13 protein-coding genes are annotated in these 13,307 nt (G+C 73.8%); 7 read left to right on the forward strand and 6 right to left on the reverse strand.

Annotation, left to right across the window (positions count from 1 at the left end):
• Positions 1-79: 79 nt before the first annotated feature.
• Positions 80-295, forward strand: coding sequence for a DUF2530 domain-containing protein (locus O7602_RS26310; RefSeq protein WP_281590538.1), 216 nt, complete (start codon positions 80-82; stop codon positions 293-295).
• Positions 296-299: 4 nt separating this feature from the next.
• On the opposite strand, the gene O7602_RS26315 is transcribed toward O7602_RS26310, so the two are convergent.
• A complete protein-coding gene (locus O7602_RS26315; RefSeq protein ID WP_281585290.1) occupies positions 300-1,157 on the reverse strand; it encodes a DUF3027 domain-containing protein in 858 nt (285 codons plus the stop codon).
• Between the two features lie 65 nt (positions 1,158-1,222).
• Between O7602_RS26315 and O7602_RS26320 the strand changes: the two genes are divergently transcribed.
• Together O7602_RS26320 and O7602_RS26325 are read left to right on the forward strand one after the other, a co-directional pair.
• Positions 1,223-2,956: an MFS transporter gene (locus O7602_RS26320; RefSeq protein WP_281585291.1), complete on the forward strand. Its 1,734-nt coding sequence runs from the start codon at positions 1,223-1,225 to the stop codon at positions 2,954-2,956.
• A complete protein-coding gene (locus tag O7602_RS26325) occupies positions 2,953-3,603 on the forward strand; it encodes a futalosine hydrolase (protein WP_281585292.1) in 651 nt (216 codons plus the stop codon). Before O7602_RS26320 ends, O7602_RS26325 begins: the two co-directional genes overlap by 4 nt.
• Here the strand turns inward: O7602_RS26325 and O7602_RS26330 are convergent.
• A complete protein-coding gene (locus tag O7602_RS26330; RefSeq protein ID WP_281585293.1) occupies positions 3,575-4,585 on the reverse strand; it encodes a GNAT family N-acetyltransferase in 1,011 nt (336 codons plus the stop codon). The genes O7602_RS26325 and O7602_RS26330 overlap by 29 nt on opposite strands.
• 785 nt (positions 4,586-5,370) lie before the next feature.
• On the opposite strand from O7602_RS26330, the gene O7602_RS26335 reads away from it, so the two are divergent.
• Positions 5,371-6,201: a 1,4-dihydroxy-6-naphthoate synthase gene (locus O7602_RS26335; protein ID WP_281585294.1), complete on the forward strand. Its 831-nt coding sequence runs from the start codon at positions 5,371-5,373 to the stop codon at positions 6,199-6,201.
• Here O7602_RS26335 and O7602_RS26340 read toward each other — a convergent pair.
• Together O7602_RS26340 and O7602_RS26345 are read right to left on the reverse strand one after the other, a co-directional pair.
• Positions 6,162-6,548 (reverse strand): cold shock domain-containing protein, encoded by a 387-nt coding sequence (locus O7602_RS26340; RefSeq protein ID WP_073826071.1) that lies wholly within the window; start codon positions 6,546-6,548, stop codon positions 6,162-6,164. The two genes, O7602_RS26335 and O7602_RS26340, sit on opposite strands and share 40 nt — an antisense overlap.
• 28 nt (positions 6,549-6,576) lie before the next feature.
• Positions 6,577-7,200, reverse strand: coding sequence for an HAD hydrolase-like protein (locus O7602_RS26345; protein ID WP_281585295.1), 624 nt, complete (start codon positions 7,198-7,200; stop codon positions 6,577-6,579).
• Positions 7,201-7,237: 37 nt separating this feature from the next.
• Here O7602_RS26345 and O7602_RS26350 point away from each other — a divergent pair, with 37 nt between their 5' ends.
• Positions 7,238-9,700, forward strand: coding sequence for a helicase-associated domain-containing protein (locus O7602_RS26350; RefSeq protein ID WP_281585296.1), 2,463 nt, complete (start codon positions 7,238-7,240; stop codon positions 9,698-9,700).
• 3 nt (positions 9,701-9,703) lie between these two features.
• Here the strand turns inward: O7602_RS26350 and O7602_RS26355 are convergent, their stop codons facing one another.
• Together O7602_RS26355 and O7602_RS26360 are read right to left on the reverse strand one after the other, a co-directional pair.
• A complete protein-coding gene (locus O7602_RS26355) occupies positions 9,704-9,937 on the reverse strand; it encodes a hypothetical protein (protein ID WP_281585297.1) in 234 nt (77 codons plus the stop codon).
• A 136-nt stretch (positions 9,938-10,073) separates the two neighbouring features.
• Entirely contained in the window at positions 10,074-10,949 is an 876-nt protein-coding gene (locus O7602_RS26360; protein WP_281585298.1) for a L,D-transpeptidase family protein, read from the reverse strand.
• A 173-nt stretch (positions 10,950-11,122) separates the two neighbouring features.
• Between O7602_RS26360 and O7602_RS26365 the strand changes: the two genes are divergently transcribed.
• Both O7602_RS26365 and O7602_RS26370 read left to right on the forward strand, forming a co-directional pair.
• Positions 11,123-12,802 carry a DNA repair helicase XPB gene (locus O7602_RS26365; RefSeq protein WP_281585299.1) on the forward strand — a complete coding sequence of 560 codons (1,680 nt, stop codon included), beginning with the start codon at positions 11,123-11,125 and terminating at the stop codon, positions 12,800-12,802.
• A 78-nt stretch (positions 12,803-12,880) separates the two neighbouring features.
• Positions 12,881-13,174: a hypothetical protein gene (locus O7602_RS26370; protein ID WP_281585300.1), complete on the forward strand. Its 294-nt coding sequence runs from the start codon at positions 12,881-12,883 to the stop codon at positions 13,172-13,174.
• Positions 13,175-13,307: the final 133 nt, after the last annotated feature.

Raw genomic sequence — 13,307 nt, forward strand, 5'->3', positions numbered from 1 at the left:
CGGCGGACAGGGAAGGACGATCACGTACGCTGGGCCGGTGCCCGAGGAGCAGCCGCGGCCGGAGCCGCTCGACCCGCCGATGGTGCCGTTCGCCGTCGCCGGGCTGATCGTCTGGGCGGTGGCCGGTCTGGTGTTGCTGATCTTCTTCCGCGGCTGGCTCACCGCACACGGGCACCAGAACTGGCTCTGGACCTGCCTCGCCGGTTTTCTGTGGGGCTTTCCCGGGCTGGCCACGATGATGCGGCACGACGCCAACAGGCGTCGCCGACGGGCAACCGCCGATCCTCAGCGCTGACCGGTCAGGGCTGCCCGGCAGGCTCCGCCGGCTCGACCGCTTTCGCCGGCTCGACCGCCTCCGCCGGGCCCGGGGCCTGGCCGACGGGCATCGCCTCGACCTCGCTGTCGTCGTAGACGGTGGGCAACTCGTCGACGGGCGTCTCGGCCACCCCGACGAGCGTCTCCGAGTGCGCGCCGCAGCCGTGGTCGGCGCTGACCACCCGGCCGTCGTCGGGGGCGAAGAAGTTGCCGCACGCCCCGAACGCCTGCCGCAGCGAGCCGGCCAGCGGCAGGTAGAAGCCGCAGGTGCCGCAGCGGGCGGCGGCCGGGGCGGCGGTGGAGATGGCGGCGTCCGGCCCGTGGTCCCCGTCGTACCAGCGTTGGGCGGTCTCGGCGCGCCCTTCCCGGGACAGCACCCGGGCCCGGCCGAGGCCCAGCTCCCAGGAGGTCTCCTCCACCGCCGGGTCGTCGGAGAGCAGGTAGCCGGGGGCGAGCCGCTCGTCGTCGGCCGAGGTGGTGATCAGGTCACCCGGGCCCAGGTCACCCGGCTGGAGCCGCTCCTGCCAGGGCAGCCAACCCGGGGCGAGCAGCGCGTCGGGGCCGGGCAGCAGCACCGTCTCGCAGATCGTGACGTGCTTGCTGCGCGCCACCCGGGTCACCGTGACGGCCCACCGCCAGCCGCGGTAGCCGGCCATCCGGCAGTCGAAGTAGTGGGTGACGACCCGGTCGCCTTCGGCGACGGCCTGGAGGTGATCGCCGACGTCGGTCGGCTCCACCTCGGTGATGGCGTCGCGGGCCACCTCGACGGCGGCGGCGCAGACCTGGTCGAGCCGGGGAGCGCGGGCGGAGACGGGCCTGGTCACTCTTCCATTGTTCCCCATGCCCGTCGGCGGGTTCTCTCCGGGTGAGGCGGCGCGCGGGGAGCGGATGGGCGAGGATGGGTCACATGGCGCAGTCCTCCCGCTCCGGCCGCTCCTTCCTCGGGCGGACCGTCGGCACCGGCATCCGCGCCACCCGGCTGCTGCTGCGGGGCTCGCTGCACGGCGGACGCTGGATGACCCGTCGGGCCGGCACCGCCCGGGCCCGCAGCGCCGGCAACGAGGTGGGCATGGTCCGCCTGTTCGACCTGCACGCGGTCTCCTGCGCCGGGGACACGCTGATCGCCATCGGCCTGGCCGGGACGATCTTCTTCGACGTGCCGCTGGGCGAGGCCCGCAACAAGGTCGCGCTCTACCTGCTGGTGACCATGGTCCCGTTCGCCATGCTCGCCCCGGTGGTCGGCCCGCTGCTCGACCACTTCCGCCACGGCCGCCGGTACGCCCTGGCCACCACCATGCTCGGCCGGGCCTTCCTGGCCTGGTTGATCTCCGATTACATGGGCGGCCTCGGGCTCTACCCGGCGGCGTTCGGGGTGCTCGCCCTCTCTCGCGCCTACGGGGTGGCCCGGTCGGCAGCGGTGCCCCGGCTGCTCCCCGACGGGCTGGGACTGTCCCAGGTCGGAGCGCGATCCAGCGTCTACGGCACGGTCGCCGGCGCGCTAGTCGCCCCGATCGGCTTGGCCGCGTTCTGGTTCGGGCCGCAGTGGCCGCTCCGGGTCGCCGCGGTGATCTTCCTGATCGGCATGGTGATCGCGCTCCGGTTGCCGCCGAAGGCCGACTCGGAGCCGCCGGAGCGGATGCCGCGCCCGCTACGGGCGATGCGCCGCAGCGACGGCGAGCGCCCGCTGGGCCGGGGACGTCCCGCCGGTCGCCTGGTGATCGCCACGCTGATCGGAGCTGCGGCGCTGCGCGGGCTCTACGGCTTCCTGCTGCTCTTTCTCGCGTTCGCCATCAAGGCCGGCGACCTGACCACCGATTTCTTCGGCCGCGAGCTGAGCGCCCAGGCCGCGCTGGGCCTGGTCGGGGGCGCTCTGGCGGTGGGCACCTTCCTGGCCACCGCGCTCGGCACCCGGCTGCGCATCCATCGCCCGACCGCGATCCAGTCCAGCGGCACGATCATCGTGGCCGGTGTCGCGCTGCTCGCCGCGATCAAGTTCTCGCTGCCCATGGTGGCGCTGCTCTGCCTGGTGGCAGCGCTGATGAGTGGGATCGCCAAGCTGGCGGTGGACGCGTCGATCCAGGAGCGGATCCCGGAGCGGCTGCGGGCCAGTTCCTTCGCGCACTCGGAGACCGCGCTGATGCTCGCCTTCGTGGCCGGCGGCGGGCTCGGGCTGGTGCCGTTCACCGGCCTGATCGGGGTGGCGGTGGCCGCCGGCGTGGCCGCGCTGGTGGCCGTACGCGGTGTGCTGGTCGCCGGCCGCCTGCGCGGCGAGCGCCTGGTCGGCCGCCCCTTGGGCGACGACGAACTGACCAGCGGCCGCCCCTTGGGCGACGACGAACTGACCAGCGGCCGGCCCTTGGGCGACGACAAGCTGGCGGCAATGTCGCCGGCCGCCACGCCGGCCGAGCCCGCCGGCACGGCGCTACACGACCCGACCGGTACCGCGTTCCACGAGTCCGCTGTCACCTCGTTCGACGACCCGGTGCCCACCTCCCCGGCGCCGCAGCGAGCCGACGTGCCGGCCCCCGACGACGGGCTGGCGCCGCCCGGCTTCCACATCTACCGCCCCTCCTCGTCGGTCGGCGGACCGGGCACGACGGAGGACGAGAACCGGCGCGATCCCCGGGGGCCGGTGGCGTGACCGGACTGTTGGTGGTCACGGCGGTGCCCGCCGAGGCCGAGGCGGTCCGCGCCGGCCTCACCGACCCGAGCGTGACGGTGCGACCGGTCGGCGTCGGCCCGGCGGTCGCCGGCGCCGCCACGGCCCGGATGTTGGCGCTGGCCGAGGCCGCCGGCCGGCCGTACCGGGCGGTGGTCAGCGCCGGCATCGCCGGCGGCTTCGTCGGTCGGGTCGAGGTCGGCGCCACCGTGCTGGCCGACCGTAGCGTCGTCGCCGACCTCGGCGCCGAGTCGCCGAGCGGTTTCCTCCCGGTCGAGGAGCTGGGCATGGCCCCCGAGCTGCTGGGCGTCGGCCGCACCGTGCCCGCCGACCCGGCCCTGCTGGGCGCGCTGCGCGCCGCCCTCCCCACGGCCACCGTCGGCACGGTGCTGACGGTCAGCACGGTGACCGGCACCGCCGCGAGCACGGCGGCCCTCGCCGACGGGCACCCAAACGCTGTGGCCGAGGCCATGGAGGGGTACGGCGTGGCCGTCGCCGCTGCCCTGGCCGACGTCCCCTTCGCCGAGCTGCGCACGATCTCGAACCCGATCGGCCCACGTGACCGCGGCGCCTGGCGCATGCGGGAGGCGTTCACCGCACTCACCACCGCCGCATCAGTCCTGCGTTGACCGGCAGGTCGAGCCGCATCTCCGCCGCTCGCATCGACTCGACCCGGAAGCCGCAGACCCACAGGAAGCGCGTGCTGCCGCCCTCGGCGAATCCGTGCGCCGACCGCACCCCGCACCGGGCCATCTCGGCGGTCAGCGCGTTCACCAACCGTCGGCCGATGCCGAGTCGCCGGTATGCCGGCACGACCAGGATCCCGTCCAACACGATTTGATCCTGCTCGGGCACCGGATGCCCGAACAGCAACTCGTCGCTGCGCTCGTGTGCGCGCAGTTCGCCCACCAGCTCACCGTCGGGCAACTCGGCGACGAACCGCCAGGAGGTGGTCGGCAGCTCCGGGGCGAGGTGCCGACGGACCCGGAAGCCTTGCCGCACCCTTTCGCGAATCCGGTCGCGATCACGCAGCTCCCGGTCGAGGCGGTACGTCACCGCCGGCAGGGCGGTCCAGTAGCCGGCGGACAGGCTCGGCCAGTGCGCCCACCAGGCCCCCGGCCAGTCCTTCGGCTCACGCACCTCCCGGGCGTCCAGGTGCGCCGGGCAGTGCCGCCCCGCCGCGTCCCGCAGTTCCTCCTGCGGCGCCGCCAGCCCTCCGCCCGGCGCGCCGGGCCCCGTGGCTGGTTCCGGCGCGCCGGGCCCCGTGGCTGGTTCCGGCGCGCCGGACGTGACTGGCTCCGGCGCGACGTCCGGTGGTGGCGGCACGACGATGATCTGCCCGCCCGCACCGATGACCAGCCGCTCGATGGTCCGGAAACTCGGGCCTGCCGACCGGCCAGAGGACCCACCAGCCGACCGGCCGACCGATGGGCTCGGATTTCCGGACTCGATGCGCGCCAGGGTGGCCTGCGGCACCCCCGACCTCGCCGCCAGCTCGCGCTGGCTGAGATCGGCCGCCCGGCGTAACGCCCGCAGCGTCGCCCCCAGCTTGATGGCCGCTCCGGTGGCCGGTCCGGTGGCCGGCCCGGTGGGATGCTCGACGTCGGTCACCACGCCATGCTCGACCGTCGCCGGCTGTTCCTCCACCCCACTCGTCCGCCTGTGGACAACCCTGTGGAAAAGCAGAGCCCCTGGGGACGAAGGGGTGCGCGGGCTGCCTAGAAACTTGATGACGTGAGTGGATCGGCCGCAGGCGGGCGGGCGCGCCGAGCCAGGGCCGAATCCCACGCCTGGCAGGGAAGCTCGACGCGGCCGGATTGACCCCGGCCCCATCCGACCCCGGCCGAACCCTCAACCCACCAACCGACCCCGACCGAACCCTCAACCCCACCCAACCGAACCTCAACCCCACCCAACCGAACCCCCAACCCAACCCAACCCACCCCGACCGAACCCTCAACCCACCACCGACCCCGACCGAACCCTCGATCCCACCCAACCGACCCCTAACAGGATGAATCAACCCTGGCGAGGATTCGGTCGAGTCCCCCGACGGCGGGGCGAAGCCCGTCCGGGGGCCGATTCATCTACGTCATCAAGTTTCTAGGCACCCAAACCGCACCTCGCCGCGCGCCAGCTGCTGCTTGAGCTGGGTCTGGTCCACCCTGCACCTTCACCGCGGGGAACAATTCCTCGGCCTCCGTCAAAGCGGCACGGCCTGGACCCGGCACACTCCCTGGACCCGGCACACCCCTGGACCCGGCACTTCGAGCTGAACCCGCCACTTCGAGCTGACCGAGCTGACCCGGCAATTCGCGGTAAGCCCACGGCCTCGCAGGTCACATCGCGGAGCCGGGGCGGCGGGCGCTGGAGAGGGACGGAGCTACGGTGGGAGCGTGGCGCTCTCCCTGGCGATCTCCCCCTGCCCCAATGACACGTTCGTCTTCGACGCCCTGGTGCACGGGCGGGTGCCCGGCGCACCTCCGGTCGAGGTGACCTACGCGGACGTGGACGTCACCAACACGGCCGCCGAGCGTGGCGCGTTCGATCTGGTGAAGGTCAGTTACGCGGCGCTGCCCTGGCTGCTCGGCGATTACCACCTGCTGCCCTGCGGGGGCGCGCTGGGCCGGGGCTGCGGCCCGCTGGTGCTGACCCGGGGCGACCGGACCGACCTGTCCGGCGCGACCGTGGCGGTGCCCGGCGAGCGGACCACGGCGTACCTGCTGTTCCGGCTCTGGGCTACCGGGCAGACGCCGAGGCGGATCGAGGTGGTGCCGTTCCACGAGATCATGCCGGGCGTGGCTGCCGGCCGGTACGACGCCGGTCTGGTGATCCACGAGGCCCGCTTCACCTACCCGCGGCACGGGCTGACCGCCCTGGTCGATCTGGGCGAGTGGTGGGAGAGCGACACTGGGCTGCCGATCCCGCTCGGCGCGATCCTGGCCCGCCGCGGTGCGGTCGACCCGGTCGAGGCCGCCGCGTGGGTCCGCGAGTCGGTCCGGCATGCCTGGGCCGACCCGGAGGCCAGCCGCGGGTACGTGCTCGCACACGCGCAGGAGATGGAGCCCGACGTGGTGGACCGGCACATCGGCCTCTACGTCAACGAGTTCACCGCCGACCTGGGTGAGGCCGGCTTCGCCGCCGTGGAGGCGCTGCTGGGCCGGGCCGCCGACGCCGGGCTCGTCCCTCAGACCTCCAGCTCGCGCGCCACCGCGTGGACCAACTGAGCGATCTTCTGCGCGGCCTTGCGGTCGGGGAAGCGACCCCGGCGCAGGTCCGGCTGGACCTTCGCCTCCAACACCTTGATCATGTCTTCGACGAGGCCGTGCAGCTCCTCCGCCGGCCGGCGGCGCAACTCCGCCACGGACGGCGGCGCCTCCAGCAGCTTCACCCCCATGGCCTGGGCGCCACGACGGCTGTCCACCACGCTGAAATCGACCCGCTGGCCACCTTTCAGGTCGGCGACACCCGCCGGTAGCGCGCCCTTCGGCAGGAACACGTCGCCACCCTCGTCACTGGTGACGAACCCGTATCCCTTGGCCGCGTCGTACCACTTCACTCGACCCGTCGGCACCTGTCGAACCCCGCTCCACTCGAACCGTCTACCCCTCCAAGGCTAGCCCGATGATCCGGTCTACCGCCTGCGGGAATTCGACAAGATCATCCAGCACCAGGTATGCGCCGGCCGCACTCAACTCGTCCACCGGGCAGGGGCCGGTCGCCACTCCCACGCCCGGGATTCCGGCCGCCCGCGCCGCGGCCATGTCGGCCACGTGGTCACCCACGTAGAGCGTCGCGCCGTGCTCCCGCAGCGCGGTCGCCTTCTGCTCGGCGAACAGGTCCCCGACCAACTCGTCGACCGGCAGCCCGAGGTGGTCCAGGTGCAGCTTCGCCAGCCGCCCGATCTTGGAGGTCACCACCATCACCCGTCCGCCGCGCGCGTGCACCGCCCGGAGCGCGGCCTCCGCGCCCGGCATCGGCGTCGTCGGAGTGATCGCGTACGCGGGATAGAGCTCCCGGTAGAGCGTCACCGCCTCCTCGATCCGCTCCGGCGGGAACCAGTGTGCCAGCTCGGTACGCAGCGGCGGGCCCAGCCGGGACACGGCCAGATCCGCGTCCACCGGCACGCCCGTGCGCTCGGTCAACGCCCGGTACGCGGCGGCGATGCCGGGGCGGGAGTCCACCAGGGTCATGTCAAGGTCGAAGCCGACCATCAGCGGAGGCATGCCGAGAACCTACCCAGCGGGCTAGCGTGGTACGACGATGACCACCTCACTCGCCGACCACCTGCGGGCCCTCCCCGACGAGTCCCTGGCCGCCCTGCTCCAGCTGCGACCGGACCTCGTCGTGCCGGTGCCGGCCGATGTGTCCGCCCTCGCCCTGCGCGCCCAGTCCCGGGTCTCCGTGGCCCGGGCGCTCGACGGGCTGGACCAGTTCACCCTCCAGATCCTCGACGCCGCCCGGCTCACCCAGGGCCCCGAGGGCAACACCTCCACCGACGAGATCCTGGCCATGGCCACCGCCGGGCCACACCCGCCCGCCCCGACCGCCATCCGCGCCGCGGTGGACCGGCTCCGGGCGCGGTTCCTGCTCTACGGCCCCGAACACGACCTGCACGTGGTGGGCGGCGTCGACGAGGTCTCCCCGTACCCGGCGGGGCTGGGCCGGCCGGCGGCGGAGCTGGACCCGCGCGCGGCGGCCCTGTGCGCGGACCCGGCGAAGCTGCGGCGGACGCTGCTCGCCGCGCCGCCCTCGGCCCGGGCGGTCCTGGACCGGCTCGCCGCCGGCCCACCGGTCGGCACCGTGGCTCCGGGCGCGCTGGAGGCCCCCGCCACCGGCGACCAGGACGTGCTCCCGCCCGACCTGGTCAACGGTGGCGCGCCCACCGGCTCACCGATCCGCTGGCTGGTCGAGCACCGGCTGCTGGTGCGGATGTCCGGCGGCCCCAACGGCACCGTCGAGCTGCCCCGCGAGGTGGGCCTGGTGCTGCGCCGCGACGCCGGTCCGCTCGGCCCGCTGCGCACCGGGCCGCCCGAGGTCTCCGGCCCGCCCCGGGAGGTCAAGGCCGTGGACTCGGCCGGCGCCGGGCAGACCATGGAGGTGGTCCGGCACACCGAGGCGCTGCTGGAGGCGCTTGTCGCCGAACCGGCCCCGGTGCTGCGCTCCGGCGGCGTCGGGGTACGCGACCTGCGCCGGCTCGCCCGCGGCCTCGGGCTGGACGAGCCGACCACCGCGCTGATCTTCGAGGTGGCGTATGCGGCGGGGCTGACCGGCGAGCTGGAACTGACCGGGTCGGCCACCACCCGGTACGGCGGTGACCAGCAGATCCTGCCCACCGGGGGCTACGAGGTGTGGCGCGCGGCGTCGCTCGCCCAGCGCTGGGAGCAACTCACCCGGGCCTGGCTGGCGATGACCCGCCAGGTGGGCCTGGTCGGCCAGCGGGACGACCGGGACCGCCCGATCTCGGTGCTCTCCCCGGAGGCGGAACGCGCCGGCGCGCCGGCCGCCCGACGCGCCGTGCTCGCCGTGCTGGCCGACCTGCCGCAGGCCACTGCGCCGACCCCGGACGAGGTGCTGGAGCTGCTCGACTGGCGGGCGCCCCGCCGGGCCCGGGGGCGGGAGACCGCCCACCGCGAGGTGCTGGCCGAGGCGGCCCGGCTCGGGGTGACCGGGCTGGGCGCGCTCACCACGTACGGGCGGCTGCTGCTGGCCGAGCTGACCGACGCCGACGAGCGGGGCGACGACCCGCTGGGGTTGCGCTCCGACGCCGAGTCGGGTGACCCGTCGACGGCGGTACGCGCGCTCGACGGGCTGCTGCCCGCTCCGGTCGACCACGTGCTCGTGCAGGCCGACCTGAGCGTGGTGGTGCCCGGCCCGCCCGACCCGGCGCTCGCCGCCGAACTGGACGTGGTGGCCGAGCACGAGTCGGCGGGCGGGGCCAGCGTGCACCGGGTCACCACGGCGAGCATCCGGCGGGCCCTGGACGCCGGCTACACCGCCGACGACCTGCACGCGCTGTTCCGCCGCCGGTCCCGCACCCCGGTCCCGCAGGGGCTGACCTACCTGGTCGACGACGTGGCCCGGAAGCACGGCGGGCTGCGGGTCGGCTCCGCCGGTGGGTACGTGCGCAGCGACGACGAGGCACTGCTCACCGAGGTGCAGGCGGACCGTCGACTGGAGTCGCTGGCGTTCCGCCGGCTGGCCCCGACGGTGCTTGTCACCCCGTACCAGGTCAACCGGATGCTGCTGGCCCTGCGCGACGCCGGGTACGCGCCGGTGCCCGAGGACGCCAGCGGCGCGACGGTGCTGGCCCGGCCGAAGACCCGGCGGGCGCCGGGCCGCAGCCCGGTCACCGGCCGCGCGGTGGACCCGCTGGCCACGCCGAAGCTGCCGATGCCCCGCCTGCTCGGCGTGGTGGAGCAGATCCGCCGGGGCGACATGGCGGCCCGGGTGGCGCGGCGGGCGCCGGCGGTGGTCCGTGGCGCGGCGACCACCGGCCCGACGCCGGCGCACGGGCACGGCGACGCGCTGGTCGTGCTCCAGCAGGCGGTACGGGACAAGGCGCTGGTCTGGGTGGGTTACGTCGACGCGCACGGGGCGACCGCGTCCCGGCTGGTCCGGCCGGTGTCGATCGGCGCCGGCTATCTGCGCGCCGAGGACGACCGCACCGAGATGCTGCACACGTTCGCGCTGCACCGGATCACCGCCGCCGTGCTGGAGGAGTGACCCCTATTCGCCGTTGCGCCGCAGCGTGCCGATCACCGAGACGGCCAGCAGCAGCGCGAACGCCGCACCGGCCGACTCGCCGACCGAGTCGACGAAGCCCTGCCGCTGCACGAGCAGCCCGAACAGGAACCACCCGAACACGCCCACGGCGGCGACCGCGTAACCGACCATCGCCGCTGTGGAGACCTCCTGCTGCGTCCGCTCGTCCTCGGGAAGCACGTCCTGATCGACGGTCATGGCCAGTCCCTCCCCGCCCCGTGGTGGACCCGGCTTCCACAGTGACACCGACCGGACCGCGCGGACAGGGGTTAAAACCCTGATCCGGGTGGTCCGGTCACGGGTAGGGCGGGGCCGGCTGCGGTTTCGGGGCGGCTCAGGTGCCGGGACGGTGACCGATCACCACCACGCGGGTGCCGATCGAGCCCAGCTCCCAGAGGCGTACCGCGTCGCGGTGCAGCAGGTTGACGCAGCCGTGCGAGCCGATCGCGCCGTTGTGCAGGTAGGTGGTGGTCTCGTGGAAGCCGATCCCGCCGTTGAACCGCTGCCAGTAGGGCAGCCACACCTCGTACGGGTTGGACCACTCGCGCAGGTTCCGCCCGGCCACCGAGTAGGTGCCGGCCGGCGTGGCGTACCCGGACATGCCGGTGCGGGTGACGGTCGGGCCCAGCACCACCTTGCCGCCGCGCATCGCCCACACGGTCTGCCGGGTCAGGTCGACGCAGAAGGTGAGCCGGGAACCGGCCCGGCAGCGCGACACGTCGGTGCCGGCCAGCCGCTTCGCCACGTCGTACGTGGTGGGGCCGGCGCGCCCGGAGGCGGGGCTGATGCCGTACCGGCTCTGGAATTTCTTGATCGCGGCGCAGTCGGCGGCGGACTGCGTGCCGTCCACGCTCAGCGTCCCGAAACCGCCCAGCCGACTCAGGTAGCTCTCCACGGCCTTCTGGTGCTCCCCCTGCGGGCACCCGGCGGGCTGGCTCGGGGTGGCCTTCGGCTTCGGCTTCCTGGTCGCGGTCGGTGACCGGGTGGGTTTCGGCGTGGCCGTCCGGCTCGGCTGCGCCGACGGGGACGTCGCCGACCGCTCGGGCGTGGGCGGCGCGCTCGCCCCCGATGCTCCCTCCGTCAGCCCGACCGGCGCGGGGGTGGTGCCCCCGGCGCCCTCCGCCTGCGGATCGAGCGCACACGCGCCGACGCCGACCAGCACGACCACTGCCAGGCCGACGACCCGGGCGAGAAACCGGACACGCTGCATGGGCCCTCCCTGGACAGTTGTCCCGCTTTCTAGACGTGTGGGGTGAGTATGACGTTGCCTGTCCAGCGAGACTTTTTTCCGACCTCGCCGGGCGTGCAACACTTGATGGTCCGCCTTCGGCAGGTCAGCCGCCGTGCGGGCACGGATCCCGGGCGATGCGAGGAGAACGCGGCGTGAGCGGTGGACCACTGATCGTGCAGTCGGACAAGACGCTGCTGCTGGAGATCGACCACCCGGACGCGCAGTCCTGCCGGATGGCCATCGCGCCCTTCGCGGAGCTGGAACGCTCGCCCGAGCACGTGCACACCTATCGGCTGACGCCGCTGGGCCTGTGGAACGCGCGGGCCGCCGGCCACGACGCGGAGGGCGTGGTCGACACCCTGATCAAGTATTCGCGTTATCCGGTGCCGCACGGGCTGCTCGTCGACGTGGCCGAGACGATGGACCGGTACGGCCGGCTCCAGCTCGCCAACGACCCGGCGCACGGGCTGGTGCTGCGCGCCCTGGACCGGGTGGTGCTGATCGAGGTGGCGAAGAGCAAGAAGCTCGCGGGCATGCTCGGCGCGAAGCTCGACGACGACACCATCGCAGTGCACCCGTCCGAGCGGGGCCGGCTCAAGCAGGCGCTGCTGAAGCTGGGCTGGCCGGCGGAGGACCTGGCCGGCTACGTCGACGGCGAGGCGCACCCGATCGAGCTGGCCGAGTCCGGCAAGGACGGGGGCAGGGCGTGGACGCTGCGCTCGTACCAGCGCGAGGCGGTGGAGGCGTTCTGGGCCGGCGGCTCCGGCGTGGTGGTGCTGCCCTGCGGCGCCGGCAAGACGCTCGTCGGCGCGGCGGCGATGGCCGAGGCGAAGGCGACCACGCTGATCCTGGTGACGAACACGGTGGCCGGCCGGCAGTGGAAGCGGGAGCTGATCGCCCGCACGTCGCTGACCGAGGAGGAGATCGGCGAGTATTCGGGCGAGCGCAAGGAGATCCGCCCGGTCACCATCGCCACGTACCAGGTGCTCACCTCGCGGCGCGGCGGCGCGTTCACCCACCTGGACCTGTTCGGCGCCCGCGACTGGGGCCTGGTCGTCTACGACGAGGTGCACCTGCTGCCCGCGCCGATCTTCCGCTTCACCGCGGACCTCCAGGCCCGCCGCCGGCTCGGCCTCACCGCGACGTTGGTACGCGAGGACGGCCGGGAGGGCGACGTGTTCAGCCTGATCGGCCCGAAGCGGTACGACGCGCCGTGGAAGGACATCGAGCAGCAGGGCTGGATCGCGCCGGCGGAGTGCACCGAGGTACGGGTGACGCTCACCGACGCGGAGCGGCTGGCGTACGCGACGGCGGAGGCGGAGGAGCGCTACCGGATGGCCGCGAGCGCCCGCACGAAGCTGCCCGTGGTGCGGGCCCTGGTGGAGCGGCACCCGTCCGAGCAGGTGCTCGTCATCGGCGGCTTCCTGGACCAGTTGCACCAGCTCGGCGAATATCTGGACGCGCCGATCGTGCAGGGTTCCACCACGAACAAGGAACGCGAGCGGCTGTTCGACGCGTTCCGGGCCGGCTCGTTGCGAACCCTGGTGATCTCAAAGGTGGGCAACTTCTCCATCGACCTGCCGGAGGCGGCGGTGGCGATCCAGGTGTCCGGCACGTTCGGGTCGCGGCAGGAGGAGGCGCAGCGGCTGGGCCGGGTGCTCCGCCCGAAGGCCGACGGCCGGCAGGCGCACTTCTACACCGTGGTCTCCCGGGACACCATCGACACCGAGTACGCCGCGCACCGGCAGCGGTTCCTCGCCGAGCAGGGGTACGCGTACACCATCGTGGACGCCGACGACGTCCTCGGCCCGCCGCTGCCGACGGTCGAGTAGCCCGGCTTCCGGTGTTCCCGGCGTCCGTCCACAGTGGCAGAATCGGGCACCGTCACTGGAACACCGGAAGGGGCCCGAGTGAAACGCCGCATCCTGTCCGCACTGACGCTCGCCACCGTCGGCCTTGCCGGCGCGGCCGTGGCGCCCACGCCGGCCTCGGCGAGCGACGCGCCCGGTTTCGTCTGCAACCTCACCCAGAACACCTGGCTGCGGGACCAACCGCACGGCGGCGTGCTGCGCACCCTGACCGCCGGGCGCGGGTTCCGCGCCCACGGGGGCTGGGCCGAGGACAACGACGCCTGGGTGTACGGCCACGGCGCCGAGTACCCGTCGATCGACGGCTGGGTGCCGCTGGGCAACACCACCTGCTGATTCGGGCTGCTGATCAGGGCAGCGGAGGGGACGACCGAGGTGCGAGACGGCCGTCCCCTCCGAGGCGCGTCAGCCGCGAGGTTGCAAAGCTGCGGGTCGATGACGTCGTCGTCTCGACAAAAGCCACGTCAAC

It is taken from the genome of Micromonospora sp. WMMD1128 (assembly GCF_027497235.1).
Taxonomy (GTDB): domain Bacteria; phylum Actinomycetota; class Actinomycetes; order Mycobacteriales; family Micromonosporaceae; genus Micromonospora.

What these genes read in the sequence shown, in the direction of transcription:
- O7602_RS26310 (WP_281590538.1), top strand. Translation starts at nt 80, where the DNA reads ATGGTGCCGTTCGCCGTCGCCGGGCTGATCGTCTGGGCGGTGGCCGGT.
- O7602_RS26315 (WP_281585290.1), bottom strand. Translation starts at nt 1,157, where the DNA reads ATGGGGAACAATGGAAGAGTGACCAGGCCCGTCTCCGCCCGCGCTCCC.
- O7602_RS26320 (WP_281585291.1), top strand. Translation starts at nt 1,223, where the DNA reads ATGGCGCAGTCCTCCCGCTCCGGCCGCTCCTTCCTCGGGCGGACCGTC.
- O7602_RS26345 (WP_281585295.1), bottom strand. Translation starts at nt 7,200, where the DNA reads ATGCCTCCGCTGATGGTCGGCTTCGACCTTGACATGACCCTGGTGGAC.
- O7602_RS26350 (WP_281585296.1), top strand. Translation starts at nt 7,238, where the DNA reads ATGACCACCTCACTCGCCGACCACCTGCGGGCCCTCCCCGACGAGTCC.
- O7602_RS26355 (WP_281585297.1), bottom strand. Translation starts at nt 9,937, where the DNA reads ATGACCGTCGATCAGGACGTGCTTCCCGAGGACGAGCGGACGCAGCAG.
- O7602_RS26360 (WP_281585298.1), bottom strand. Translation starts at nt 10,949, where the DNA reads ATGCAGCGTGTCCGGTTTCTCGCCCGGGTCGTCGGCCTGGCAGTGGTC.